Source organism: Streptosporangium album (assembly GCF_014203795.1).
GTDB classification, from domain to species: Bacteria; Actinomycetota; Actinomycetes; order Streptosporangiales; family Streptosporangiaceae; genus Streptosporangium; species Streptosporangium album.
Genome location: NZ_JACHJU010000002.1, coordinates 1,174,073 through 1,198,908, shown reverse-complemented (window position 1 = coordinate 1,198,908; position 24,836 = coordinate 1,174,073). Strand labels below are relative to the sequence as shown.

The following is a 24,836-nucleotide window of genomic DNA, read 5'->3' as shown; positions in this document are numbered from 1 at the left end:
CGCCCGCACCCTGCCCGCGTGGTCGGTCACCAGCAAGGCCACCGTCGCCGTGCTGACCGCCCTGTGGGGCCTGCTGGCCAGCATCACCAGCCCCCGCACCGCGGTCGCGATCGCCGGCCCGCTCATCCTGATCACCCCACTCCTGCTGCCCCGACCCGACCGCGGTACTAATCCGTCGCGCTGGCGAGCCGGGCTGCCAGCGTCCTGACGTGCTCGACAAGCTCCGGGGGTTCGTGCACCTGGAAGTCGAACCCTTTGGTTGTCACGTAGATGGCCAACTCGTCCAGCGAGTTGGACCCGGCCCGCAGGGTGCAGCTGTGCTCGTCGATCGGCTCCAGCGCTCCGGTGGTGGGGGCGATCCGCTCCGCCGCGGTCTCGGCGCTGACGTGCAGGGTGAACCGGGCCTGGTAGCGGTAGGCCGATGTGGAGATCGCCCGCGAGGTGTAGCCGCTGATATCGGGGTCTGGTGGGGTGCGCGGGGTGAACCGGGGGCCGGTGGGCGTGCGCGGGTCGAGGCGGTCCACGCGGTAGGTGCGCCAGTCCTGGCGGTCGACGTCCCAGCCGATGAGGTACCAGCGCCGGCCCGCGTGCACCAGCCGGTGCGGCTCGGTCGTGCGGATGCTGCTGGTTCCGTCGTGGGTGCGGTAGTCGAAGCGCAGGCGCAGCGAGTCGCGGCAGGCGGCGGCGATGGCGGTGAGGGTGCTCGGGTCGACGGTGGGGCCGGTGTTGGCCATCGGCACCGTCACCGACTGCAGGGCGTTGATCCGGTGGCGCAGCCGGGACGGCAGTACCTGTTCGACCTTGGCCAGGGCCCGCACTGAGGTCTCCTCGATGCCGGTGATCGAACCGCCAGCGGCCGTGCGCAGGCCCATCGCGACCGCGACGGCTTCGTCGTCGTCGAGCAGCAGCGGCGGCAGGTCCGCGCCGGCGCCCAGCCGGTAGCCGGCGGTGCCCGCGGTGGCCAGCACGGGGTAGCCCAGGCCGCGCAGCCGGTCGATGTCGCGGCGCACGGTTCGTGGAGTGATCTCCAGTCGCTCGGCCAGTTCGGCGCCGGACCAGTCGCGTCGGGTCTGCAGGAGCGAGAGCAGTCGCAGCAGCCGTGTCGAGGTTTCCCACATGGTTCGAAGTCTGCCATTGACCTAGGACCGAGTCTGACCTAACCGGCTCCTAGAGTTATCGGCATGGAGAACAACAGCGAAATCCGGCCCTTCACCATCGACATTCCCCAGGCTGACCTGGACGACCTGCGGGACCGGCTCGCTAGGACCCGGTGGGCCGCGGACCTGCCTGATGCCGGCTGGAGCCGCGGGGTGCCGGTGAGCTACCTCAAGGGGCTGGCCGAGTACTGGCGTGATGGCTACGACTGGCGCGTCTACGAGCGGGAGCTGAACAAGTACCCGCAGTTCACCACCGAGATCGACGGGCAGAACATCCACTTCCTGCACGTGCGCTCGCCCGAACCGGACGCGCTGCCGCTGATCCTGACCCACGGCTGGCCCGGCTCGATCGTGGAGTTCCTGAACGTCATCGGCCCGCTGACCGACCCCAGGGCACATGGCGGAGACCCGGCGGACGCGTTCCACCTGGTGATCCCGTCGATCCCCGGCAGCGGGTTCTCCGGGCCGACCGGCGAGGCCGGCTGGGACACCAACCGGGTGACCAGGGCGTTCGCTGAGCTGATGAACCGGCTCGGCTACGACCGCTACGGCGCGCAGGGCGGCGACACCGGCGCGGTCATCTCCCCGGGGCTCGGCCGGCTCAACCCTGACAAGGTCGTCGGCGTGCACGCGAACGGGCTCTCCGCGTTCACCGAGGTCAACCGGGACGAGGTGGGGGAGCTGACCGAGGCCGAGCGGGCGCGGCTGGAGCGCCTGCAGTACCTGAAGACTGAGCAGTCCGGCTACATGATGATCCAGATCACCCGGCCGCAGACCCTGGCGCACGGGCTGCACGACTCCCCGGTCGGGCAGTTGGCCTGGATCGTGGAGAAGTTCAAGGAGTGGACCGATCCGGCCGCCGAACTGCCCGAGGACGCGGTGGACCGGGATCTGTTGCTCACCAACGTGATGCTGTATTGGCTGACCGGCACCGCCGGGTCCTCGGCCAACAGCTACTACGAGACCGCGCATGCCGGAGCCTGGGGCGCGAGTGAGCGTTCCACGGTGCCGACCGGGGTCGCGGTGTTCCCCATGGATGTGTCGATCCGGCGCACTGTCGAGCTCGAACACACTGTCGTGCACTGGTCCGAATTCGGCCGCGGCGGCCACTTCGCCGCCATGGAGGCCCCCGACCTTCTCGTCGGTGACGTCCGGGAGTTCTTCAGCAAGCTGCGCTGAAACCACCGCGGCGCCGACCTCGATCAGGTTGGCGCCGCGGTGGTGTTCGGCGCTCGGGCTCAGCGAACGACCAGGATCGACATGGTCAGCGGCTCCTGGGCCGCGGCGGCCCTGGCCCGCAGCACCGCCCGTGACGGCCACCAGCTCTTGTCGCCAAGCAGGGTCATCAGCTCTGGCAGGATCATGATCCGGATGACCACCGCGTCCAGCAGGACCGCGACGGCAAGGCCGAATCCGGTCTACTTCATCTCCACCAGGCTGACGAACATGAGCCTGATGCCGACCGGGGTCTACTCCGCGCCGCCCGGCATCCGCCGGTTCGCCGAGCAGCACGACAAGATCATCCACTGGCCGGAGAACAACCCAGCGGCTACTTCGTCGCGATGGAGGTCGTCGATGCGATAGCCGCCGACCTGCGCGCGTTCTTCGTCAAGCTCCGCTGACGCGGACTGCCTTCTGTTCCGGTGCCGGCACCGGCATCACCAGACTCCGATCGACGACATACCGGGAGATGTGCCCGATGACCAACCGTTCCGCCGCCGTGCCGCGGCTGTCCTGGGCCGACGTATGTGGCCGGCGGCTCGACCGGCACGGACTGTTCGCCCCGGTGCGCGACGGCCGACCAGCCGACGCCGTCGCCGCCATGTGCGGCGCGCATGCCCAGGTACTGTCCGCCGCCGAAGTGTCCATCGGGCTCCGCGTCGCCGGTGCCACGCGGACCACTGTCCGGGACGCGCTGTGGAGCGAACGCAGTTTGGTGAAGACGTACGGGCCGCGCGGCACCGTACACCTGCTGCCGACAGTTGACCTGCCACTGTGGACCGGCGCGCTCAGCGCGGTACCCCCGGCGACGAACCCCATGCCCGCCAACGTGCGACTGACCCCCGAACAGACCGACGAGGTCGTCGCGGCGATCGCGGCGACACTAGCCGACGCCGAACTCACCATCGACGAACTCGGCGCGGAGGTGGCCGTCCGTACCGGGCCCTGGGCCACTGACCCGGTGGTGCCCGCATTCCAGGGCATGTGGCCACGCTGGCGGCAAGCCATGCACCTCGCCGCACACCGCGGCGCGCTGTGTTTCGGCCCGAACCGCGGGCGAAACGTCACCTTTACCAGCCCGCAGCGGTGGCTGCACGGATTCCAGCCGGCCGCGGCATCCGACGCGCTCGCCGGCCTTGTCCGCCGCTACCTGCACGCCTACGGCCCGGCCACGCCGCAGCACTTCGCGCAATGGCTGTCCGCCCCGCGCGGTTGGGCGACCAAACTGTTCGACTCCCTCGCGGGTGAACTGGAACAGGTCGAGGTCGGTGGCGCCCGCGCATGGGTTGCCTCCGGTGACACTGCCGCGGCATCCCTGCCACCGTGCGGCGTGCGGCTGCTGCCGTACTTCGACCACTACACCGTTGGCAGCCATCCCCGGGAGCTGCTCTTCCCGGGACCAGCCGCACGACGCGCGCTCGCCGGCGGCCAGGCCGGCAACTTTCCAGTACTGCTGATCGACGGCATGGTCGCAGGCGTCTGGCATCAGCGCCGCTCCGGACGCAAGCTGGACATCACGGTCGAGCCGTTGACCCTGCTCACCCCCTCCCAACGTCGGGACCTCGACGACCAAGTGGGGCGCATCGGAGAGATCCTGGAGGGAGAACCGCGGTTGACCATCGGCACGGTGACCGTTGGGGGCCATGCATAGGTCATTCAGCAGAGCATTCCGCCTCGCGACCGCCATACCTGAGCGAGTGTTGTGTAACTGGTTGACTACCTGAGGTTGCCCGGCCCTGGAAGCCTTGCGTGTCAAGGGAATTCAGCGTGTCGATCGTGCAGGGAAAGGGTCATCCCCGCCAAGATCGCGTGTTTGTGGACAACATGAATACTGGCGGGGATGACGCCCGCCGAGCCTACCCGTGCGCACTGACCGACGCGATGTGGCAGGTCGTATCCGCTCACCTGCCGGTACGGGATACGACCAAGGGTGGACGACCGTTGAAGCACGGCCACCGGCTTATCATCGACACAATTCTGTACGTACTGGTCTCCGGCTGCGCCTGGCGTCTGGTCCCGCACGATCTGGCCCCGTGGCACGCCGTCTACCGGTGGTTCCGGTACTGGAGCGCGTTGGGGGTGTGGGACGACATCCACGACGTGTTACGTGACCAGGTGCGCCAGGCCGACGGCCGCGACCCGGCCCCCACCGCGGCGGTGCTGGACTCTCAGTCGGCCAAATCCGCCTGCGGCGGCGAGCAGATCGGATACGACGCGGGAAAGAGAGTGCGAGGCCGCAAGCGGCATCTGCTGGTCGACACGAACGGGCTGCTGCTGGTCTGCATGGTGCACTCCGCCTCGGTGCAGGACCGCGCCGGGGCCAGGCTGGTGCTGCACTCCATCGACCAGCAGTACCCCACCATCGGGCTGATCTGGGTCGACGGCGGGTACGCCAACAGCGTCGACGCCAGCCTCATCGACTGGGCCGACCACGAACTGGGCATCAAGCTGGAAGTCGTCAAACGCAACGACGACATCAAAGGCTTCCAACTACTGCCGCGCAGATGGGTCGTGGAGAGGACCTTGTGCGCCACGAGGCGCTCGTGCGCCGTGAGGCGCTGGGAATCGAAGGAGGTGTGAGACCTCCTCGCTGGGCTGTCGCAGCAGCCTGGTGGGAGCTGAGCGCAGTCCGATCCGGGAGACGCCGGGGAGGGCGGGAAGCAGCGCTGACAAAGCCGGGGCGGTTCGGCACTGCCAGACGGGCCGGGTCCGGCGAGCGAGATCAGACGGTATACGAACAGGAATCAGTGACAAAGCTCCGTAAGCGTGGCACCGGCTCAAATCTGGTGGATATGGGCCGGGATGCAGTGCACGGCTTTCCGTTGGAGGGCCGACTCCGAAGCCGGCTTAGCGTGCCGGTGGGGAGGCCATGGTGAAGGCCTGCGGCGTAACCATGGCGATGCTGCCGGGGCAAAGCTGGATGCCAAGCTGATCGATCGATTCGCAGTGAACACGGGAACCGTTCCGCATCGTTCCCGCCGTCTGGAACCCATCTGGGTCGGCGGGATAGGCCCGTCGTCGGTCGAAGGCGCGGAACGGGGCGGAGGCCCCGTAGTAGTTCGAGCACGCGAGAGGCGTGCACATGGCGAAGGGGGCCAGCAAGTCAGCAGTGGACGTCAGGGAATGTCAGGAGGTCGCCGGTGAATACCGACGAACTGGAATACGCCATGCATATGGCGGAGCGCCGGGTACTGGGGATCCAAACCAAGCTGCACCGCTGGGCCAGTGATGATCCTCATCGCCGGTTCGATGATCTGTTCAATCTCGTCACCGATCCCGCGTTCTTGCTGGTCGCGTGGGTTCGGGTGCGGGGTAACAAAGGAGCTCGTACGGCCGGGGTGGACGGCGAGACCGCCCACTATATTCAGGCTGTGCGCGGGCTGGAGGGGTTTCTCGCGGAGCTACGGGATGATCTCAAAGCCCGTACGTTCCGTCCTCTGCCGGTCCGGCAGCGAGCGATTCCCAAGGCGGGCGGTAAGGTCCGCTACCTGGGGATCGCGACGATCCGGGACCGGGTGGTCCAGGCTTCTTTAAAACTGGTGTTGGAGCCGATTTTCGAGGCGGATTTCCTCCCGTGCTCCTACGGGTTCCGTCCGAACCGTCGGGCTCATGACGCGGTGGCTGAGGTGCACCATTTCACTTCCCGTTCTTATGAGTGGATCGTGGAAGGGGACATCAAAGCCTGCTTCGACGAAATTTCGCATTCGGCGCTCATGGATCGGGTGCGCGATCGCGTTGGAGACAAACGTGTCTTGGCCTTGGTGAAGGCGTTCCTTAAGGCGGGCATTCTCACCGAGAATGGCACGCTGGCGGATACCAACGCTGGTTCCCCGCAAGGGTCGATTCTCTCCCCGTTGCTGAGCAACGTGGCCCTGTCGGTCCTGGACGAGTTCATCGCCCAGGGTCCGGGAGGACCGGGAGCCAGCCCATATGAACGGGCCAAGCGACGCCGTCAAGGTCTGCCCAACTATCGGCTCTGCCGTTACGCGGACGACTGTGCGCCACGAACGCTGATGGAGGTTGTGATGTAGAAGATCGCGAGCTTCGGATGCGGTGCTGTGCTGGTGATGGAGGTAGGTCCTCCGGGATCGCTCACGCAGGGGGAGGTCCCAAACCACCGCGAGTTGCTGCGGCTCAATGGCCGTGGTGGTGAGCGTCGCGGAAAAGGCGCACGAGATGCGTCAGGTGTGAGCCGAGAAGGCGAACGAGAGTGAACCACTGATGAAACGTCGAAAGCGTAGCGGCGTCATCGAAACCGGGGTCCAGTTGTTGCCCCGGGATGAGCCTGGCGGGTGCCTGCTTGCTGGCCAGGTGGTGACCGGCGTCAAGGTGGCGCGAGTTCGGCTTGGGCGCCAGTACGGAACGTGGGAACCTGCCGTCTCAGCGGTGTCGGGCGCGTGTTGGAGCGTCCGGCCGAAGGGAGTACCCCAAGCAGCGGACACTGCAAGGGGCCGAGTACCGGGGCGAGGCGGAGGGACGGACCGGCTCGTAGTAGTGCAGAAGCGCCGTAATGGGCGTGGAGCGAAGGGGCCGGGTCGCCCGGAGTCGCTTGGTGGTCAACCGGCTGGTCATCCGATCGGGCCGGGAGGAGCCAGGTGAGCGAACTCAGGCAGCAGGACAAGCCGTTTCAGATCGACAAGTGGAAGGTCTGGGAAGCGTTTCAGAGAGTCAAGGCCAACAAGGGGGCGGCGGGGGTCGATGAGGAGTCGATCGCGCAGTTCGAGGCCGATCGGGACCGGAATCTGTATCGGATCTGGAACCGGTTGTCCTCAGGCTCGTACTTCCCGCCGCCGGTGAAAGCGGTGGAGATCCCCAAGCCGCAAGGGCGAGGGGTGCGGGTGCTGGGCGTGCCGACCGTGGCCGACCGGGTGGCCCAGACGGTGGTGCGGATGTATCTGGAGCCGAAGGTCGAACCGATCTTCCATCCGGATTCCTACGGCTATCGGCCGGGCAAGTCGGCGCTGGATGCGGTTGGGGCGTGCCGGGTGCGGTGCTGGCGGAAGGATTGGGTGATCGACATGGACATCCGGGCCTTCTTCGACACCGTGCCGCATGACCTGGTGCTCAAGGCCGTCGCCAAGCACCTTTCACCGGATCAGCGGTGGATCCTGTTGTATGTCCAGCGGTGGTTGACCGCTCCGATGCAACGGCAGGATGGCACCCTGGTCGCCCGAGATCGCGGGACCCCGCAGGGGTCGGCGATTTCACCTTTGCTGGCTAACCTGTTCATGCATTACGCGTTCGACGCCTGGCTGGCCCGGGAATTTCCGGCGCTTGGGTTCGAGCGTTACTGCGATGACGCGGTGGTGCACTGCGGCAGCCGCCGGCAGGCCGAATACGTGCGAGACGCGATTGCAATGCGTCTGGCGCAGGTCGGCCTGGAGTTGCATCCGGACAAGACATGCATCATCTACTGCAAGGACGCCGACCGGACGGGCTCGCACGAGCACACCCGGTTCACGTTCTTGGGCTATGAGTTCCGGCCCCGGCTGGCCAAGAACAAGCACGGCAAGCACTTCGTGTCGTTCTTGCCCGCGGTCAGCACGCAGGCGATGAAGGCGATGGGAGCGGTGATCCGCTCCTGGCATCTGTCCCGGCGCAGTGACAAGTCTCTGGACGACCTTGCCCGCATGTTCAACAGCATCGTGCAGGGGTGGATCAACTATTACGGGCGCTTCTACCGGTCCCGGTTGCTCTCCTTCCTCCGGCATCTCAACAAGCTCCTGGTGGGCTGGGCGTGCCGGAAATACAAACGGCTCAAACGCCGGGAACGGCGCGCGATGGCCTGGCTGGCCGAGATCGCCCGGCGATCTCCCCGCCTGTTCGCGCACTGGCGTCTCGGCGCTCGTCCTGACGGCTGGGCGATGGGAGCCGGATAAGCCGAGAGGTTTAAGTCCGGTTCTGCGAGAGGCCGGGGGTGCGATTCCCCCGGCCTACTCTCCACCTTCTCGGGTTCACCGGGCCCAAGGCCGAAGCCGAGGAGATCAAACAGCGTCTGGCGGCGTTCCTGCGCGAGGACCTCAAGCTGGAACTGTCCCACGACAAGACGCCGATCACCCACGCCCGTACCCGGGCGGCACGGTTCCTCGGCTATGAGATCAACGTTCGGCACAACAGCAGCAAGGCCACCCGGGGCCGCAGAGCGGTCAACGGAGGGATCGGGCTGCGCGTGCCGCTGGACGTGGTCAAGGCCAAATGCGTCCCCTACCTTGCCCGGGGCAAACCCGAACGGCAAGCGGCCCTGATCAACAGCGACGACCACACCATCGTCGCCACGTTTGGAGCCATCTATCGGGGGATCGTCCAGTACTACCTGCTGGCCGGGGACGTTCACCGGCTGCATCGTCTGCACTGGGTCATGAGCACCTCGATGCTCAAGACCCTGGCAGGCAAGCACCGTTCGACGGTGTCGAAGATGGCGGCCAAACATAAAGCCAAGATCGAGACGCCTCACGGGCTGCGGACCTGTTTCGAAGCCCGTATCGAACGAGACGGCAGGAAACCACTGAGCTAATTCCATCTTGTTTCCGCAGGTGGAAGCGGATGGCCTGGCTGGGATTGGCGTGATCTCTGCTGGTGGATGGTGGTGATCATCGCCGTTGATCGTCCGCCACGGACAAATGCGGACCTTCCGTGATTCGACTGCGACGACACGACCCGGATCGTTATCGTCCGTGTCCGGATGCTTTCACCAGGTAACAGACGTGTCGCTGCCGGAGGACGCCCGTGTCGCAGAGGCTGCTGGAGGAGATCACCGCGCGACTGGTCTCCACGACCGCGCACGCCGAACGGCTCCGTACCCAGCTGACCGAAGCCGAAGACGACCTGGACCGGCTGAGGGTGGCCGAGCAGGTCGTCAAGGAGATCCTCGCCGAAGTCCCCGCTGCGGAGCAGGCGTGCGGTGCCGGCCAAGACCCGGCCGATATGCCGACACCGGTGTACCGGGTGGCACTGACGGCGGCCCGGGCCGCGGCCCAGGCAGAACGGGGCGTGGAGTTTCTGTCCGGCGGCCGGTTGATCCCCTTCCGACACGAAGCCGATGACGCCGGGGACCTGCCCGCCGACTATCAGGCGCTGCTGGCCGCGGTAGACGCCGCCGGCGGCCCGGTGATCTGCAAGGCGATCTGCGAGCAGCTCGGACTGCCGGTCGCCTCAGGGCAGGTGGAGGGGGTCCGGGCCAAGCTGAAACGGCTGGCCGAGCGAGGCCGGCTGCGCAAGACCCCCAGCGGCGCGTTCGCCCCGTCGTCCTGACCAACGCGGCCCCGATACCGGGGTCGCTATCCCTGACCAGCCCCTGACCAGGGCATCGCCGGGCGAACAGCCTGAGCGCGCCCCCAGCCGGGGGCATGGCGGTTTGTGACAACAACCAACACCACGGCCGAGGACGCGCCGTCCCCTGTCTACCGCTGCCTGCTGCCGCTGTCCACCCGAACCCTCACCTTCGTCGCCGACCTGCTGCGCGGCCATCTGAAGGTGATCGGCTCACGGTGGCGGAAACTGTCCCCGGGCCAGATCGCCACCATCGTGGTCGCCTTCCTCCGCCACGATCACCGCCTGGCCGACCTGGCCGGCGCCAACCACGTCTCGGCCTCCACCGTGCGCCGCTGGATGCTGGAGGTCATCGACCTGCTGGCCACCCGCGCGCCCCGCCTGGACCGCGTCCTGAAGAAGCTCGCCAAGTCCGGGGGTGAAGTGGTGCTGCTGGATGGCACCCTGGTGCGCACCCGCCGCCGCACCGGCGCCGACAACCGCAAGAACTACTCGGGGAAACACAAGGTCCATGGGGTGTTGGTGCTGGCCCTGACCGACCGCAAGGGCAACCTGCTGTGGATCTCGGCCGCCCGGCCTGGCCGCTCCAGCGAGATCACTACCGCCCGTCACAACCGGCTCACCGAGCAGCTCCGCAGGGCCGGGCTGGGCGCCATCGCCGATCTCGGCTTCGTCGGCCTGGACGACAACCCCGACGACCCGGTCATCATCACCGGCCGCAAAGCCGCCCGCAACCGCCCCCTGACCACGGCCGAAAAGCAGGCCAACCAGCTGATCAGTGCCGAACGCGCCCCCGTCGAACACGGCTTCGCCGCCCTGAAGAACCGGCGCATCCTGATCAAGGTCCGCATGCGCGCCACCCACGCCACCACCCTGCTGCGCGCCCTGATGGTCCTGGCCACCACCGAGCACACCCGATGACAGACGATCACCCGGCATGATCACCACCCGCGACCAGCGCGAGTACACCCTCACTCGATCACACCAGGCGCCTGACCAGCACCTTCAGGATGAAACGATCTCACTGGTCGCGCGGTTCGGTGGGATTCCGCTCCAGCGGCAGAGAATGGCGGCCATCATCGACCGTCAGCCGGTCCGGGTGGACTATCCGCGCAAGGAGCTGATCAAACGACTCCTGGCCGATACCTGCGAACTCTGCCAGCGAACGGACAACATCCAAGTGCACCACGTCCGCAAGCTCGCCGATCTCGCCAGACCCGGACAGCACCAGCCCGTCTGGATGCGAGCCATGGCCAAGCGGCGCCGCAAATCCCTGGTGGTCTGCGACGCCTGCCACGCCCACATCCACGCCGGGCAGTCCGCCGCACCACTCACGCAGTAGTCACTGGAGAGCCGGATGACCGGGAAACCGTCATGTCCGGTTCGGAGGGAGGCCGAGCGGAAAAGGGCCTGCTCAACAGGAACCTCGCCGCTCGGCCGACCCAACCGCCTGGCTGGCCCGCTACCGCCGACTGTGCCGGGACTACGAACGCACCACCGCCCACGCCGAAGACCTCATCAAGATCGCGATGATCCGGCTCATGGCCGCCCGCCTGGCCGGTCAGCAAACCCGCTACCACGACATCCGACAAGCAGCCGCATAACCGAACGCTGTCACCCAGTTACACAACACTCTCTGAGACGGCGAAACAGATCATGGCGGGGTGCATGGGAGCAGACACCGACCGGCGATCTTTCCTCCTGATGTCCGGGAACGAAACCGCTGAGCTGGCCGGCGCCTGGGCGGCCGTCCCCGCAGAGAAGATCACCAATGCCAGTGACGGCGGCACCGTCGGCGGCGACTACTGCCTGAACCTCGCCCAAGCCGACCTGCAGCTGATATCCCGGCTGCTGCAGGGCGGCCGCTACCATTCAGCGGTCGAGCGGCGCCTGTACGGCGCGGCCGGCGAACTGCTGCGCTTCGCTGGCCGGTGCGCGTTCGACGGTGACCGGCACGCCGCCGCGGGACGCTACTGGCACGCCGGGCTGCGCACCTCCGCCACCGGAGGCGACACCCTGACCGGCGCCTACATCCTGTCGCTCATGGCGATGCAGCACACCTACGCCGGCGACGGCCGTACCGCGATCAACCTGCTGGAGGCCGCCCGGGAACGCATCGGCTCTGGGGCGTCCCGCACCGTGCACGCCATGCTCGACGCGTGGCAGGTCCGCGCCCACGCCGTCGCCGGCGAGTCCCGCCAGGCCGTCGACGTGCTGTTCCGCGCCGATGACCACTGGGGGCGCCGCGACGCCGACGAAGATCCGCCGTGGATCTACTGGATGCGTCAGCCGTCCCACACGATCGAGGTCGGCGCGGGCTTCGTGCAGCTCGGCCGCCCGGACATCGCGGTGCGGCTGCTGGAGGAAGGCATGGCCGGGCGGGGCATCGACTACACCCGCGACACCGTGCTCGGCCTAACCGCCATCGCCGACGCCCAGTTCGACCAGGACGACCTGGACGGTGCCGTCTACACAGCGCGCCGCGCCGTCGAACTCGTCACCGGCGTCGACTCCAGTCGCGTCGCCGACCAACTCCATGCCTTCGCCCAGCGGCTACCCGCGGGGGAGCCGCTGGCCGAGGAGTTCCGCACCTACCTGGGCATCTTGCCCTCTCCTACCTGATATGCCGCTCCCGGGCCAACAGCCGCTACGCCTACGGCATCCGGAACGCCTGAAATCGGGCTCAAGCTTGGCCTGCAGCTTGGGCTCGGCTGGCGGACATGAGTCCCGCGTGTCCCCGCAGTGTCACTCGTACAGATCACGCATCGTACGGTCGTAGTCCGCCCGCGGGGCCAAGCCGACCTCGGCACGTCGTTCGTCGAGGTGATCAGGATCCTCGGTTGGCCGGGGCCCGAACACCCCGTTCTGCATGCAGTACTGGGTGCCGTACACCTGGGGTCGGCCTTCGGCCACGCGGACGCGGTCGATGAGATACGCCAAGTTGGACGGCTTGGCCTGACCCGCGTCAACAGCAGCTCGGAGGAGCGGCAGGCAGCTGCGCTGAAACTCCAGATCCAGGTCAGCGTGCTGGATCAGCACCCACGCAGCGTGAGCGGCTTCTTCACCGACCATGTCGTTGCCCGGCCAACCGCGCTCGGCGATCACGCCCTTCAAGAATGCGGTGTTGTCGGTATCGACGGCATCCCACTCCTCGTCGATCTCCCGAGGCAGCGGGACGCCGAGGGGTGCCACAGTTCGCACAGCCTGGTCACGATCCATGCGACATAGCAACTCATCCCGAAGCTCAGCATCAAGCAAGACGCTCTCCTTCCGCTTCACGGGTCAGAAGACTGCGTCATCCTCACAACGTAGGCGTACAACCACGCTGCACCCTACGGCGTTATGAGCCCGTGGCCTGGTCCGCCATTCGGAGAAGCGCGGCAGCGTCGACCTTGCGGTGAATCGCGGCAAGGTCGACACCCATAGCCGCAGCAAGGTCAGCCGGCGACCAGCGCCGCTCACCCGGCGGGATCACACCTTCCCGATTTAAGGTCTCGGCGATCTCCTCAACCGTCCGGCCAGCGTCGAGGAGTTCAACCATCTTGCGCAGGAGCCCGAATAGAAGCCGTATCGCGAAGATCTAGATCCAGCCCTCGAGACCGGCCATGAAATTCTCGAACAAGTGGCGATGGATCGTGTGCTCGGCGCCCTTCACCACGCGCACCTCGAAGCCCCTGTAGACCAGGGTTTCGGCGAACTCCTCGGAGACCAGCTCGCTCGGGTCGGCCAGTTGGACCAATGACGGCACCACCGGCTCCGGCGTGAAGTCCGAGCCGGCAACCGAGTCCAGCGCCATCGCGGTCGCCGGGTCCCACTTGGCCAGCATCTCGATCTCGAGCGCGCATTCCTCGGCGGACCAGCCGGGGTGGCCCTGCCGCACCATTTCCACGGTCTGGTCCTTGGCCACGGCCATCATCCCGCCAAGATCAAGTCCGTCGATCTTGGGGATGCGAAACGCCGGGTCGGCGTAGACCGCCCTGCCCGGCCTGAGCCGCTCGACCGCGACCGACAAGGTGAGGCCGCCAAGTGAATGACCGATGGCCAGGTCGGGGTCGGCCGGGACCGACTCCAGCACGCTCGACGCGTACACCTCGGGGGTGTACTCCTCCGCGCGGGGGCTGTCGCCATGCCCGGGCAGGTCCACCGCGATGACCCGGTAACCGCGCTCGGCCAGCGCCGGGCCGACCCTCCACCAACAGCGGGAGTCGGCCATGATGCCGTGGATCAGCACGGCGACCCGGTCACCGGCGCCCCATTCGCGATAGTGCAGCATCGAATTACCTCACAGACGTGATCGACGGGTACGGCGACCCCGCCGACGAGAGCTGGCGCCCCCGCGGGCAGCTCCGGCGGCCGACGGATCGTTTATACGTATAAGCAGTTGATAGCATAACCCCAGAAGATCGACAAGGACAGGGCTCTGGTCTTTATCGACTCGCTATGATCCAGAATGGACCTGATGTCCGCTAAGCCACCCACCAGTCTCGACGTCGCCCGTGAGGCAGGGGTCTCTCAGGCGACGGTGTCGTACGTCCTCAACAACCGCGAGGACGCGCGGGTCAGCGACGAGACACGGGCGCGCGTCAAAGAGGCCGCCAACAGGCTCGGGTACGTGCCGCACGCCGGAGCCCGGACACTCCGGACCGGACACAGCAGACTGGTGCTGGTGCCGCTGGTCAACATCCCGTACGGCCCGCTCGCCGTCGGCCTGATGGAGGAGCTGGACAGTGAGCTCGGCAGGCTGGGATACACCATGATCCAGTACGGCGCACGCCGCCTGAAAGGGGTGGCCGCCGCCCGCGCCTGGGCCGAGCTGCGCCCGGTCGCGGTCCTCGCCCCGGCCGAGCGGCTGACCCGGCAGGCCGTGGACGTACTGCACTCGGCGGGGATCAAGGCGGTGATCGGCATCGGCGTCGCGGGCTGGCCCTCCGAGATCGTCTCCACCATGACCATGGACCACGAAGGGATCGGGGCCACCGCCGCCGAACACATCCTCGCGCGCGGCAGCCATACCCTCACCGCGATCGTCCCGGCCGAGAAGGGCCTGCGCGACATGGGCCTGCGCCGAGCGGCGGGCGTGCAGCGGGTGGCCGCCGCCCACCGCGTGCCCTACAACCAAGTGGACCTGGCCTTCTCCGAGTCCGCGACCGCCGCGTGGCTGGACGCGTGGCAGGCCGCGGACACCACCGGACATGCGCGGACCAAGCACGGCGTGTTCACCTACAACGACGACTACGCCATGCTGCTGATGGCCGTGCTCGCCGACAACGGGATCTCCGTCCCCGGCGACGTGGCGGTCGTGGGCTGCGACGACCTGCCGCTGGCGAAGCTGCTGCGGCCCCGGCTGACCACTGTCCGTCTCGATGTCACCTCCGCTCCCGCCATGCTCGCTCAGACCCTGGACGAGATCGTCAGGACCGGTGGGACCGGGCAGCGCCTCCTCGCCCTGTGGCCCCACGCGCTGGTCGAGCGCGATTCCACTTAAGCGTCACCCAAGGGTGACGGGGGGACACCACCGGCCGTCGCGCGGGCCGCCGGCCAGAAAAGGCCGAAGACGTGCAGATGGAGGTCGGCAGAGAAGAGGCGGCCGTGGTCGCCTTCACGGCCTTCGATGCGGTCGACGAGCAGTTCCACCGCCGCCTGGGCGGTCTCGCCGGGCAGGAAGCCGAGCGTGCTGATCGGCGGATCGGTGTAGGAGGCCGCCGGATCTTCTGTGGCGCAGACGAGCAGCAGGTCGTCGGGGACGGAGCGGCCGAGCCTGCGGATCGTGTCCAGCAGGAGCGGCGGGCTGACCTCGACCAGGGTGACGAGCGCGTCGGGCGGGACCTGGGCGGCGAGCAGTTCCTTCACGGCGTCGGGCGTCTGCTGGACACCGGGGCTGGGAAGGCAGACGATTCGGGGTTCACGGCCCCGCTCGGCGCACCAGTCCGGGTAGACGCCGACGGACTTCTGGTGGAAGCAGGCCGTGGCCGTGACAACCGCGATCCGTTCCGCGCCGGCGTCCTCCAGGTGATCGAGAACCTGGCGCGCGGCACCGTCGTAATCGAAGTCGACCCAACGGCCGATCTCCCGTGCCCCGCTCCCAGCCTCCGCCAGGGCCCGCCGATCCGAGACCACGGGTACGCCCGCCGCGAGGAGTACTTCAAGGCGCACGGCCACCGCAGGCCGACCATCGCGGAGATGGCCGGCTACTACCGCGAGCGGAAGATGGCCGCGGTGGTGTTCACCGTTGACGCCGAGCACGCCACCGGCTACCCGCGCATCTCCAACGAGGAGGTGGCCGAAAGCTGCACCGAGCACGCCGACGTGCCGATCCCGTTCGCCGGCGTGGACCCCTGGAAGGGCAGGGCGGGCGCCCGCGAGGCGCGCCGGCTTGTCGAGGAGCACAGCGTGCGCGGCTTCAAGTTCCCCCCGAGCATCCAGGGCATCGCGCCCAACGGCCGGACGGCCTATCCGCTCTACGAGGTCATCGAGGAGCTCGGCGTCCCCGCGCTGTTCCACACCGGCCAGACCGGCATCGGCGTAGGAGCCGCCGGCGGAGGCGGCATCCGGCTGAAGTACGCCAACCCGATGCTGGTCGACGACGTCGCCCTCGTCCTCTACACCTCGGGCACGACGGGGCGTCCCAAGGGCGCGACGCTCACCCACGGCAACCTCATCCGTAACACCTTCAACGTCATCATCGGCGTCGACGTGGTGGACGACCTGCCGAGAACGGGTTCGGGAAAGCTTCGAAAGCCGGAGCTGCGCAACCGCGTCCCGCCCTAGCAGCGAGGCGGGGCGAGCTCAGCGGCCGTAGCGCCTGCCCGCCGGACGCGGCCCGGGTGCACGTCACCGTCATCGGCGGGCGCGCGGTTCCCGGGCCTCGTCACAGAACGCGGACCTGCGCTCACATGTGGGCGCCGCCGTCGATGCGGATCTCGGTGCCGGTGACGAACGCGCCGTCGTCGGAGACGAGCATGGCGACGACGCCGGCGACGTTCTCCGGGCCGGGCAGGCCGTCGCCGATGGCGGCGGTCAGCTTGACGAACAGGTTCCAGTCGGTGTCGGCGGGCACCAGCGAGCCGATGTTGTTGGTGATCCCGCTGCTGATGCCGCCCGGCACGATGTTGACTGCGCGCAGGCCCTGCTTGGCGTATTCGAGGGCGAGACTGTGGGTGAAGGAGGCGATGCCGCCCTTGCTGGCCGAGTAGGCGGCCATGAACGGGTGAGCGAAGAAGGCGGCGGTGGAGCTGAAGTTCACCACGACGCCGCGGCCGGATTCGAGCAGGGCGGGCAGCGCGGCGCGGGTCATCAGGAAGGTGCCGGTGAGGTTGACGCCGATGATCCGGTTCCACAGCTCCAGCGAGCAGTCGTGGGTGTGCGCGCCGCGCAGGATGGCCGCCGTGTTGACCAGGGCATCCAGGCCGCCCAGCCGAGCCACCGCCGATGAGACCACCTCGTTCACGGAGATCTCGTCGGCGATGTCGACGGAGGTGACGGTGAGCCGGTCGGCGGTGCCCTGCTCGGTGGCCAGGGCGAGCGTTTCCTTCAGGCCCTCCTCGGCGATGTCGGCGGCCACCACGCCGGCGCCCTCGGACAGGAGCCGCAGTGCGGTGGCCTGGCCGATGCCGGAGGCCGCGCCGGTGATCAGCACGCGGCGGTCGGTGAGTCTCAGCATAGGGGTGTTCACTCCGTTTCAGTCGATGGTGCAGGTCAGGGGAAGGTCCGCGGCGGAGCGTCCGATGCGCAGCAAGTGCGGGCCGCCGGACGGTGCCCAGCGACCGTCGATCCAGCGCGACAGCGCGCGGGGGGCCGGCTCGATGCGGACGGTGGCGCTGTGACCGGGGCCGGCCTCGACGGCGGCGAAACCCACCAGACGAAGCAGGCCGTCCGTTTCCAGGTACGCCTGGACGATCTCCCGGCCGGGGCGGTCGCCGGAGTTGCGCACCGTCACCTCGATGCCGCCTTCAATACCGCCTTCCACGGCGGCGGCCACGTAGTCCCAGGTGGTGTAGGACAGGCCGTGGCCGAACGGGAACAGCACCCCCTCCGGCCGGTAGGCGCGGTAGCCGATGCGGTCGCCTTCGGCATAGTTCAGGATCCCGTTGTCCGGCTGAGTCGACCGGATCGGGACGTCGGCCTCGGCGGCGGGGAAGGTCGTGGGCAGGCGGCCACCCGGTTCGGCGCCGAGCAGGATGTCGGCGACGGCGGCCGCGCCCTCCTGCCCGGGAAACCACGACCACAGCAGCGCGCCCGGCTCCTCGGCCCAGGGCATCAGCCACGGCGCCCCGGCGTTGACCACGACCACGGTGCGCAGGTTGGCCGCGCATACCCGCCGTACCAGCTCGTCCTGACGGCCGGGCAACGCCAGCCCGGTCCGGTCGAGGCCCTCGGTCTCGGTGTCGGCGTCGCTGCCGACCAGCACGATCGCCACGTCGGCGGCACGCGCGGCCCCGACGGCGGCGGCCAGTTCCTCCTCGTCGGTGCCGCGTGGCGGCTCGTAGCCGAGCCCGAGCAGGGTGACGGGGTAGGGAAGGTTGCGCTGCGGGCTGAGCAGCACCTCGATGTCCACCTGCCCGGCGTCGGCGGTGAAGGCGAAGGTGTGCGAGGGTGGGCTGAGCAGCAGGGCGCCGATGTCGTCGCCGTCCTGGAGCTGCTCGTGGAACTGGTCGTCCTGGCCGGGGACGCTCAGGGTGTGCCGCCCGGTGCCCAGGACCGACAGCCGGTGGAGGCCGGGGGCGGTCAGGGTGAGGCGGGTGCGTACCGCCAGCTCGGTCACCTCGTCGGCCAGGATGATCGGGAACCACCAGGAGGCCGGGGTGCGGTGCTCGGCTGTCACGACGGTGCCGTCGGCCGCGCGGTACTCCAGCCGCACGCCCGGCTGCCCCGTCTCGGGGTCCACGGCCAGGTCAGCTGGCAGGGGCAGCAGCTTGGCGTGCGGAAAGACGCCTGCATGCACAGTGATCTCGGCGTCTTCGCCGAGCACCCGGCGCAGCCCTTCCAGCGGCGTGACTACGTGCTCGGGGGGGACGTGCGCGCTGCCGCCGCCCTGCGCGGCGAAGCGGACCGCGTTCGGCCCGATCAGCGCCACTCTGCGCAGCTGCTCGGGCCGCAGGGGCAGCAGGCCATCGTTGCGCAGCAGCACCGAGCCGCGGATCGCCAGCTCGCGCAGTCGGTCGCGGGCATCGTCCGGCACGGCGGGCGCCTGGACGGCCGGGACGCCGTCGAGCGCGCCGGTCCGTGCCGCGAGCCGCAGGATGCGCAGCACCTTGTCGTCCACGACCTCGACCGGGACATGACCGTCGTCGACCGCGGCGACCAGCGCCTCCCCCCACGGCCCGTCCGGTCCCGGCATGGCCAGGTCGAGCCCGGCCAGGGCGGTGGCCTCGGTGGAGCGGGCGGCCGTCCAGTCGGAGACCACCACGCCGTCGAACCCCCACTCCTGTTTGAGCACGTCGGTCAGGAGCGGCCGGTTCTCGGTCATGGTGGTGCCGTTGACGCGGTTGTAGGCGGCCATCACCGCCCACGCCCCGCCCTCGCGCACCGCCGCCTCGAACGGCGCCAGGTACACCTCGCGCAGCGTGGCCTCGTCGATGCGGGCGTCGTAGGTCATCCGCTCGGTCTCGGAGTCATTGCCCACGAAGTGCTTGACGGTCGCCCCCACGCCCGCCGACTGCACGCCCTGGACGAAGGCGACGGCGATGCGGGATGTGAGCAGCGGGTCCTCGGAGTAGCACTCGAAGTGGCGGCCGCCCAGGGGCGAGCGGTGCAGGTTGACCGTCGGCGCGAGCAGCACGTGGATGCCCATCTCCCGGGCCCGGGCGCCCATAAGCCGCCCGGTCTGGCGGGCGGTCTCCTCGTCCCAGGCCGCGGCCAGCGACGTCGGGCTCGGGAACAGCAGCGAAGCAGGGGTGTCACCGCCGAAGGAGGTGCCGCGCGGCCCGACAGGGCCGTCAGACAGGGCCAGCGCGGCCAGCCCCGCCGAAGCCACCGGGGTCAGCGTCCAGGTGTCCGCTCCGGTCAGCAGAGCCACTTTCTCCTTCAACGTCATAGCGGCAAGGCGGCGCAACAGATCCGCCTCAGTGAATGAGGGCACAGACAAGTCCTTTCCGATAAGGGATCACAGGGAGATGGGCCCGCCGGACAGACCGGCGCCGACCCACGCGATTCGACATGCACCCCGGCCTTCGCGGCCCGGGGGGGGGGTGGGTGGCGGGCGCCGAACCGGTGCGGAAGCGCCCAGGATGTTGGGCACGATGTACAGCACCAGGCCGTCCGTGCCCTGCTCGGCGGCCAGGTCGGCCAGGTCGGCCAGGTCGGCCAGGTCGGCCAGCAAGGACGTCAGGAACCCTGCGCAGTTGTACAGGAACGACGCCGTCACCTCGTGCACCGAGCCGGAGATCTCGGCATAGCGGAAGCCGTGGAAGGTGAAGCGTGGCTCCCCCTCCTCCACGCCGCCGCACAGCGTGTAGACGTCGGTGGCCCGGGCGGTGCGCGGCGGAGCCACGCTCAGCTCGCCGTCCTGCAGCGCCTCGGCGTGGCGCTATGGTCTGCTCCCCCGCCTCTCCCCGGGCGGTGATCCGGAGCTGGCCGACCAGGTTCTGCCCGAAGTCGTAGATCGTCGCGCCGCTCGGGGTGGCGCGCCACTCCACGTACACGCCCAGCGCTGTGGCGTACAGACGGGCCGCGCGCACCTGGAACTCCCCACGCACCAGCGAGCCCTCCCCGGGGCCGACGGGCCGGGCCGACCGGTTCCTCGGCTCCAGCAATCCCGCTTCCACGTCCGTCGGCTCACTCCACGCCGACCAGCCGTCCTGGCCCTCCACCCGCCCCCGGACAGCCACGTGCTGCCGGCTGGCCAGGGGTGTGAACGGCCAGGGCGCCGGCATCGACTCAGCGGACTCGACCCGCACCCACTCGCCACGCGCCTCGACCTCGTAGGCCGTCTGCCGCCAACCGGGAGTGTCCGTCTCGATGGTCCAGGACAGGCGGGGCCTCGCGGTGCTGTTGCCCAGCGGCTCACGCAGGTGCTCGAATCGGATGGCGATCACGCGGGAGAACCCTCCATGCTTACACGTGTTAGTAGCCGTCACCGTACACCCCGGATGAGCCGTACGGTCAAACCACCGGCGATCGCGATCGCCCCCGCCACCAGGAACGAGCCGGGAGGTGGTGTGTCGCCGAGCAGGCCAATGACGGGCCCCACGACGATGGTGACCAGTGTGCCGACCCCGGACATCACACTCTCCGTTAGATCGTTTCAACAGCCGGGAGCGGCTGCGGGGGAATCGGGAGACGGGCGCGCGGTGGGGTGGCGGGGATGAAACGCGAGCGCGATTGCACTAACACGTATAAGTCCTGAATGCGAGGACGGTAACATCGTTGTCGTGTACCAGCAATAGCGTGCCGGGTCACGAAAGAGAAAAGGGGCGCCGGGGTGTCAGGGAAGAAGCCTGCTCGGAGGGTCACCAGCACCGACGTGGCACAGGCCACCGGGTTGTCGCGCGCAACCGTGAGCTTCGTGCTCAACGACACACCCAACCAGTCCATCCCCCAGGCCACCCGCGAGCGCGTGCTCCAGGCTGCCGCCAGGCTCGGCTACACCCCCTACGCCCCCGCTCGGACGCTGCGCAGCGGCCGCAGCGACGTCGTGGTGCTCGTGCTGCCCGGCTGGCCCCAGGGGCCCACCATGACGGACCTGGTCGACCACGCGACCGAGGCGTTTTCACAGGCCGGATACGCGCTCGTCACCCACGTGCACTCCGGCGATCCGGACCGCCTGGCGAGCCTGTGGGCGGCGCTCACCCCGGCCGCCGTGTTCGGCATGGAACCCTTCAGCGCAGAGGAAGCGGAAGGGATGCGTCGGGCGGGCATCACCGCTGTCGTGCCGCCGCCGACGTCCTCCCCCGAGGAGGACCTCGCCGCCAGCGTGTGGGTACGCGGCACCGGCCGGGCGCAGGCCGAGCATCTGATCGCCCGCGGCCACACCCGCCTCGCCTACGCACTGCCCGATGACTCCCGCCTGGCCGTGCTGGCGGCCGGCCGGGCTGCAGGCGCCGCGGAAGCGTGCGCCGACGCCGGGCTCCCGGCCCTGGCGGTCGCGACGGCCGCAGCAGACGCCGCGGCGGCGGCCCAGGTGTTGGCATCCTGGCGCGCCGCCCCCGGCTCGCCCACTGCCGTGTGTGCCTACAACGACGAGGTGGCCTTGGCCCTACTGGCCGGGATGCGTGAGCTGGATCTCGCCGCCCCGGCAGATATGGCCGTCATCGGCGCCGACGACATCCTCGCCGCCCGCTTCGCCGTCCCGCCGCTGACCACGGTCGCCATCGACAGCGCCGAACTGGGCGCTCGCATCGCCCAGGCCCTGCTACGCGTTCTGGCCGGCGAATCCGTGGACCCGGCGTTCTTCCCGCACGACGTCCGCGTGGTCCTGCGCGCCTCCACCTGAGCGGCGCGTGCGCCCTCCTTGGTGGGTGTTTGATCCTATTTATTCCGTTTTACCTGGCGTCCCCTCTGGGTGAGAGTCGTCCGCAAAGCCCGCCGTCATCGAGGCCGCCGAGGGTGTCTCGATCGCACCTTTGCAGGTCAGTCCTTCTGATCCCTGCCGGGAACGCCTTGCGGACGTGAAAACATGGGTGCGGCGCCTGCCCGCCGACCCCGATGGTTTCTTGGGACGCTGATCCCGCAGGTCAGTCTGGCGCCGGGGCCGCAGCGGGGCCACGCACTGTTGCCATCGAGCACGCCGGTCAGATTCAGCCCTCCCCGCCGGCCCCTTGGGCAGGCACCGCCCGGTACCTGTACGGACACGGCACGAAGGGGAGTCGCCCATGGCGGAACCGGACGGCGTCGAGGAGATCGAGCAGACCGGGGAGATCGTGGAGCGCGTCGCGGCGATCGACATCGCCAAGGCCTCCGGCATGGTCTGCGTGCGTACCCCGCACGAGGACAAGCCGGGCAAGCGCGTCCAGCGGGTCTTCAACACCCTCGCGACCAGCGGAGCGATCCTGGAGGCGGCCGACCACCTGATCTGCCAGGGGGTCACCCGCGTGGTGATGGAAGCGACCTCGACCTACTGGAAATCCTTTTTCCTCCTCCTGGAGTCCCGCGGCCTGGAGTGCCGGCCGGTCAACGCCCGCGACGTGAAGAACGTCCCCGGGCGTCCGAAGACCGACAAGCTGGACGCCATCCGGCTGGCCAAGCTCGCCGAACGCGGCATGCTCCGCCCCTCCTTCCCACCCCCGAAGCCGATCCGCGAGCTCCGCGACTTCACCCGGGCACGGGCGGTGATGACCCACGAGCGCACCCGTCACAAGCAGCGCACCGAAAAGCTCCTCGAAGATGCCCAGATCAAGCTGTCCACCGTCATCTCCGACATCTTCGGCGTCTCGGGGCGGGCCATGCTGGAGGCGATGATCGCGGGCGGGCGCAGTCCCAAAGCCCTGGCGGACCTGGCCCACGGCACCATCAAGGCCGGCCCCGCCGCCCTCGCCCAGGCACTGACCGGCCGGTTCGAGGAGCATCACGCGTTCATGTGCCGGATGCCGCCAGACACCGTGGACTACCTCAGCATCCAGATCGACAAGCTCACCGCCCGGATCACCACCCGCCTCGCCGGGCCGTCCACCACCGAAGACGACGACGGCCCCGGTCAGGGCACGCTGATGCCGATCACCGATGTCGAGCGCCTCGACGAGATCCCCGGCATCGGCCCGAACACCGCCCAGGTCATCCTCGCCGAGATCGGCCTGGACATGAGCGTCTTCCCCACCGCCGGCCACCTGGTCTCCTGGGCCAAGCTGTCCCCGCGCACCATCCGGTCCGGCGGGAAGAACACCTCAGGCCCCACCGGCAAGGGCAACCCCTGGCTCCGCGGTGCCCTCGGCGAGGCGGCCATCTCCGCCGCACGCACCGATACCTTCCTCCGCGCCCGCCACCGCCGCATCGTCAAACGCCGCGGCCACATGAAAGCCCTGGTCGCCGTCGCCCGCTCGATCCTGGTCTCCGTCTGGCACCTGATGAACAACCCCATCGCCCGCTACCGCGAACTCGGCCCGGACTACCACACCCGCAACCTCGACCCCACCCGGAAAACCCGCGACCTGATCCGTCAGCTCAAAGCCCTCGGCCACGACGTCACCCTCGCCCCGGCGACCGCCTGACCAGCCTCACCAGCAGTCGCGAACCAGCGGGAAAGAGCCCCCGGCCGTCACCGCCGAGGGGCTATCTCGCCGTACCCATCTGACCGTGGAGCTTTCCGGTCAGACCTATATGGTTATCCGACAATCGTGCCGCCGACCGACCACCGCTACCCGCACATGGGCTGACATCCCGCGGACCGGCCGGCAGCAGCCCAGTCTCGATAAGCTCGGCTATTCCGAGTAGCTCGCGACAGATGACGACGCCCGGGTCTTGCATTCGAGACCCGGGCGTCGTCCGTTGCGAAGCGGCATCCTGAGGACCTCACCGGAAGCCGCATCGGCGGGTCACGGGCTCAGGAGCTGCCTGCGCAGCGCCGCGATCAGATCGCCGACGGGTCTGTACCGCTTGCCGGCGGTGAGCCACTCGCTCGACCACGGGTCGCGGCATCGGGAGAATGGCCCGGACTTTGGCCGGTATTCCGGCCAAAGAGGTACCATGGACTCCATGGAGATCATCCCGATCAGCGAAGCGAAGGACCGGCTGACCGAGCTGGCCGACCGGGCTGCTCGCGAGCACGATCACTTCACGCTCACTCGGAACGGGCGGCCTCATGCCGTCATCGTGTCCGTGGCCGAGTGGGAGTCCCTGCAGGAGACGCTGGAGATCCTCGCTGACCCTGAAATGCGGGCCGACCTGGTCGAAGCCGCTGCCGCCGAGGCAAGCGGCGACGTGACCACCGAGGAGGAGATGGCCGCCATCATGGCGGCCCGCCTCGGCAAGGCGAGCGCGTGAGCGACCGATATACCGTCCTCCTGGATCCGCCTGCCCGCCGCGCGCTCGCCTCGGGCCTGCCCGAGACCGTGGCGGCCGCAGCCTGGGAGTTGATCACCGGTGCCATCGCACGCGAGCCGTGGCGTGTCGGCAAACCCCTCCAAGAGCCGTATGAGGGACTGCATGTCGCCCGACGTGGAACGTATCGCGTGGTCTACCGCATCGACGAGGACAAGCACACCGTGACGATCCAGACGATCAAACACCGCCGAGACGCCTACCGCCCATAACAGCTGA

The 24,836-nt window shown here is 68.7% G+C and carries 27 protein-coding genes and 1 pseudogene; 17 read left to right on the top strand and 11 right to left on the bottom strand.

Annotated features, from left to right (window positions below; translation table 11 throughout):
- Positions 1-167: 167 nt before the first annotated feature.
- Positions 168-1,118, bottom strand: coding sequence for a helix-turn-helix transcriptional regulator (locus FHR32_RS29450; RefSeq protein ID WP_184757730.1), 951 nt, complete (start codon positions 1,116-1,118; stop codon positions 168-170).
- A 63-nt stretch (positions 1,119-1,181) separates the two neighbouring features.
- On the opposite strand from FHR32_RS29450, the gene FHR32_RS29445 reads away from it, so the two are divergent.
- Positions 1,182-2,336: an epoxide hydrolase family protein gene (locus FHR32_RS29445; RefSeq protein ID WP_184757729.1), complete on the top strand. Its 1,155-nt coding sequence runs from the start codon at positions 1,182-1,184 to the stop codon at positions 2,334-2,336.
- Between the two features lie 59 nt (positions 2,337-2,395).
- Here the strand turns inward: FHR32_RS29445 and FHR32_RS46180 are convergent, their stop codons facing one another.
- The gene (locus FHR32_RS46180; protein WP_281391056.1) at positions 2,396-2,521 is read right to left on the bottom strand and encodes a hypothetical protein; all 126 of its coding nucleotides are present in this window, start codon (positions 2,519-2,521) and stop codon (positions 2,396-2,398) included.
- Positions 2,522-2,528: 7 nt separating this feature from the next.
- Here FHR32_RS46180 and FHR32_RS29440 point away from each other — a divergent pair, with 7 nt between their 5' ends.
- The 10 genes from FHR32_RS29440 (at position 2,529) to FHR32_RS29390 (ending at position 12,269) form a co-directional block, all read left to right on the top strand.
- Positions 2,529-2,741 (top strand): hypothetical protein, encoded by a 213-nt coding sequence (locus tag FHR32_RS29440; RefSeq protein WP_184757910.1) that lies wholly within the window; start codon positions 2,529-2,531, stop codon positions 2,739-2,741.
- A 115-nt stretch (positions 2,742-2,856) separates the two neighbouring features.
- A complete protein-coding gene (locus FHR32_RS29435) occupies positions 2,857-4,029 on the top strand; it encodes a winged helix DNA-binding domain-containing protein (protein ID WP_184757728.1) in 1,173 nt (390 codons plus the stop codon).
- Positions 4,030-4,202: 173 nt separating this feature from the next.
- On the top strand, positions 4,203-4,958 hold the full coding sequence (locus tag FHR32_RS29430) for an IS5 family transposase (protein ID WP_184757727.1): 756 nt from the start codon (positions 4,203-4,205) through the stop codon (positions 4,956-4,958).
- A 560-nt stretch (positions 4,959-5,518) separates the two neighbouring features.
- A complete protein-coding gene (locus FHR32_RS29425) occupies positions 5,519-6,409 on the top strand; it encodes a reverse transcriptase domain-containing protein (RefSeq protein ID WP_184757726.1) in 891 nt (296 codons plus the stop codon).
- A 564-nt stretch (positions 6,410-6,973) separates the two neighbouring features.
- Complete coding sequence (gene ltrA / locus FHR32_RS29420; RefSeq protein ID WP_184753221.1) at positions 6,974-8,257, top strand: group II intron reverse transcriptase/maturase; 1,284 nt, start codon at positions 6,974-6,976, stop codon at positions 8,255-8,257.
- 38 nt (positions 8,258-8,295) lie between these two features.
- Complete coding sequence (locus tag FHR32_RS46810; RefSeq protein ID WP_221466263.1) at positions 8,296-8,892, top strand: group II intron reverse transcriptase/maturase; 597 nt, start codon at positions 8,296-8,298, stop codon at positions 8,890-8,892.
- Positions 8,893-9,104: 212 nt separating this feature from the next.
- Positions 9,105-9,629: a hypothetical protein gene (locus FHR32_RS29410; RefSeq protein ID WP_184753094.1), complete on the top strand. Its 525-nt coding sequence runs from the start codon at positions 9,105-9,107 to the stop codon at positions 9,627-9,629.
- Between the two features lie 105 nt (positions 9,630-9,734).
- Entirely contained in the window at positions 9,735-10,568 is an 834-nt protein-coding gene (locus tag FHR32_RS29405) for a transposase family protein (protein WP_184753093.1), read from the top strand.
- A 16-nt stretch (positions 10,569-10,584) separates the two neighbouring features.
- The gene (locus FHR32_RS29400; protein ID WP_184757725.1) at positions 10,585-10,989 is read left to right on the top strand and encodes an HNH endonuclease; all 405 of its coding nucleotides are present in this window, start codon (positions 10,585-10,587) and stop codon (positions 10,987-10,989) included.
- A 362-nt stretch (positions 10,990-11,351) separates the two neighbouring features.
- Positions 11,352-12,269 (top strand): NsdA family TPR-like regulatory protein, encoded by a 918-nt coding sequence (locus FHR32_RS29390; protein ID WP_184757724.1) that lies wholly within the window; start codon positions 11,352-11,354, stop codon positions 12,267-12,269.
- Between the two features lie 123 nt (positions 12,270-12,392).
- Here the strand turns inward: FHR32_RS29390 and FHR32_RS29385 are convergent, their stop codons facing one another.
- From FHR32_RS29385 to FHR32_RS29375, 3 genes are all read right to left on the bottom strand, one after another.
- Positions 12,393-12,905 (bottom strand): DUF6624 domain-containing protein, encoded by a 513-nt coding sequence (locus tag FHR32_RS29385; protein ID WP_221466262.1) that lies wholly within the window; start codon positions 12,903-12,905, stop codon positions 12,393-12,395.
- An 82-nt stretch (positions 12,906-12,987) separates the two neighbouring features.
- Positions 12,988-13,188, bottom strand: coding sequence for a hypothetical protein (locus FHR32_RS29380; RefSeq protein ID WP_184757723.1), 201 nt, complete (start codon positions 13,186-13,188; stop codon positions 12,988-12,990).
- 39 nt (positions 13,189-13,227) lie between these two features.
- A complete protein-coding gene (locus FHR32_RS29375; protein ID WP_184757722.1) occupies positions 13,228-13,920 on the bottom strand; it encodes an alpha/beta fold hydrolase in 693 nt (230 codons plus the stop codon).
- A gap of 186 nt (positions 13,921-14,106) precedes the next feature.
- Between FHR32_RS29375 and FHR32_RS29370 the strand changes: the two genes are divergently transcribed.
- Complete coding sequence (locus tag FHR32_RS29370) at positions 14,107-15,132, top strand: LacI family DNA-binding transcriptional regulator (protein WP_184757721.1); 1,026 nt, start codon at positions 14,107-14,109, stop codon at positions 15,130-15,132.
- On the opposite strand, the gene FHR32_RS29365 is transcribed toward FHR32_RS29370, so the two are convergent.
- Entirely contained in the window at positions 15,129-15,800 is a 672-nt protein-coding gene (locus FHR32_RS29365) for a substrate-binding domain-containing protein (RefSeq protein WP_312882751.1), read from the bottom strand. The two genes, FHR32_RS29370 and FHR32_RS29365, sit on opposite strands and share 4 nt — an antisense overlap.
- 27 nt (positions 15,801-15,827) lie before the next feature.
- Between FHR32_RS29365 and FHR32_RS29360 the strand changes: the two genes are divergently transcribed.
- Positions 15,828-16,415 carry an amidohydrolase family protein gene (locus FHR32_RS29360; protein WP_184757719.1) on the top strand — a complete coding sequence of 196 codons (588 nt, stop codon included), beginning with the start codon at positions 15,828-15,830 and terminating at the stop codon, positions 16,413-16,415.
- A gap of 121 nt (positions 16,416-16,536) precedes the next feature.
- On the opposite strand, the gene FHR32_RS29355 is transcribed toward FHR32_RS29360, so the two are convergent.
- The 5 genes and pseudogenes from FHR32_RS29355 to FHR32_RS29340 all read right to left on the bottom strand — a co-directional run bounded on the left by FHR32_RS29355 (position 16,537) and on the right by FHR32_RS29340 (position 20,868).
- Positions 16,537-17,307 carry an SDR family NAD(P)-dependent oxidoreductase gene (locus FHR32_RS29355; protein ID WP_184757718.1) on the bottom strand — a complete coding sequence of 257 codons (771 nt, stop codon included), beginning with the start codon at positions 17,305-17,307 and terminating at the stop codon, positions 16,537-16,539.
- A gap of 18 nt (positions 17,308-17,325) precedes the next feature.
- The gene (locus FHR32_RS29350; RefSeq protein ID WP_312882750.1) at positions 17,326-19,662 is read right to left on the bottom strand and encodes a glycoside hydrolase family 3 protein; all 2,337 of its coding nucleotides are present in this window, start codon (positions 19,660-19,662) and stop codon (positions 17,326-17,328) included.
- 87 nt (positions 19,663-19,749) lie between these two features.
- Complete coding sequence (locus FHR32_RS43175) at positions 19,750-20,136, bottom strand: family 78 glycoside hydrolase catalytic domain (protein ID WP_221466261.1); 387 nt, start codon at positions 20,134-20,136, stop codon at positions 19,750-19,752.
- A gap of 313 nt (positions 20,137-20,449) precedes the next feature.
- A pseudogene (locus FHR32_RS47715) lies at positions 20,450-20,680 on the bottom strand (glycoside hydrolase family 78 protein); the annotation flags it as partial.
- A 38-nt stretch (positions 20,681-20,718) separates the two neighbouring features.
- Positions 20,719-20,868, bottom strand: coding sequence for a hypothetical protein (locus FHR32_RS29340; protein ID WP_184757717.1), 150 nt, complete (start codon positions 20,866-20,868; stop codon positions 20,719-20,721).
- A 198-nt stretch (positions 20,869-21,066) separates the two neighbouring features.
- Between FHR32_RS29340 and FHR32_RS46805 the strand changes: the two genes are divergently transcribed.
- The 4 genes from FHR32_RS46805 to FHR32_RS29320 all read left to right on the top strand — a co-directional run bounded on the left by FHR32_RS46805 (position 21,067) and on the right by FHR32_RS29320 (position 24,829).
- Entirely contained in the window at positions 21,067-22,077 is a 1,011-nt protein-coding gene (locus FHR32_RS46805; protein ID WP_184757716.1) for a LacI family DNA-binding transcriptional regulator, read from the top strand.
- A 379-nt stretch (positions 22,078-22,456) separates the two neighbouring features.
- Complete coding sequence (locus FHR32_RS29330; RefSeq protein ID WP_184757715.1) at positions 22,457-23,788, top strand: IS110 family RNA-guided transposase; 1,332 nt, start codon at positions 22,457-22,459, stop codon at positions 23,786-23,788.
- Positions 23,789-24,272: 484 nt separating this feature from the next.
- Positions 24,273-24,560 (top strand): type II toxin-antitoxin system Phd/YefM family antitoxin, encoded by a 288-nt coding sequence (locus FHR32_RS29325; RefSeq protein WP_184757714.1) that lies wholly within the window; start codon positions 24,273-24,275, stop codon positions 24,558-24,560.
- Entirely contained in the window at positions 24,557-24,829 is a 273-nt protein-coding gene (locus FHR32_RS29320) for a type II toxin-antitoxin system RelE family toxin (protein ID WP_184757713.1), read from the top strand. The genes FHR32_RS29325 and FHR32_RS29320 overlap by 4 nt, the downstream gene beginning before the upstream one ends.
- Positions 24,830-24,836: the final 7 nt, after the last annotated feature.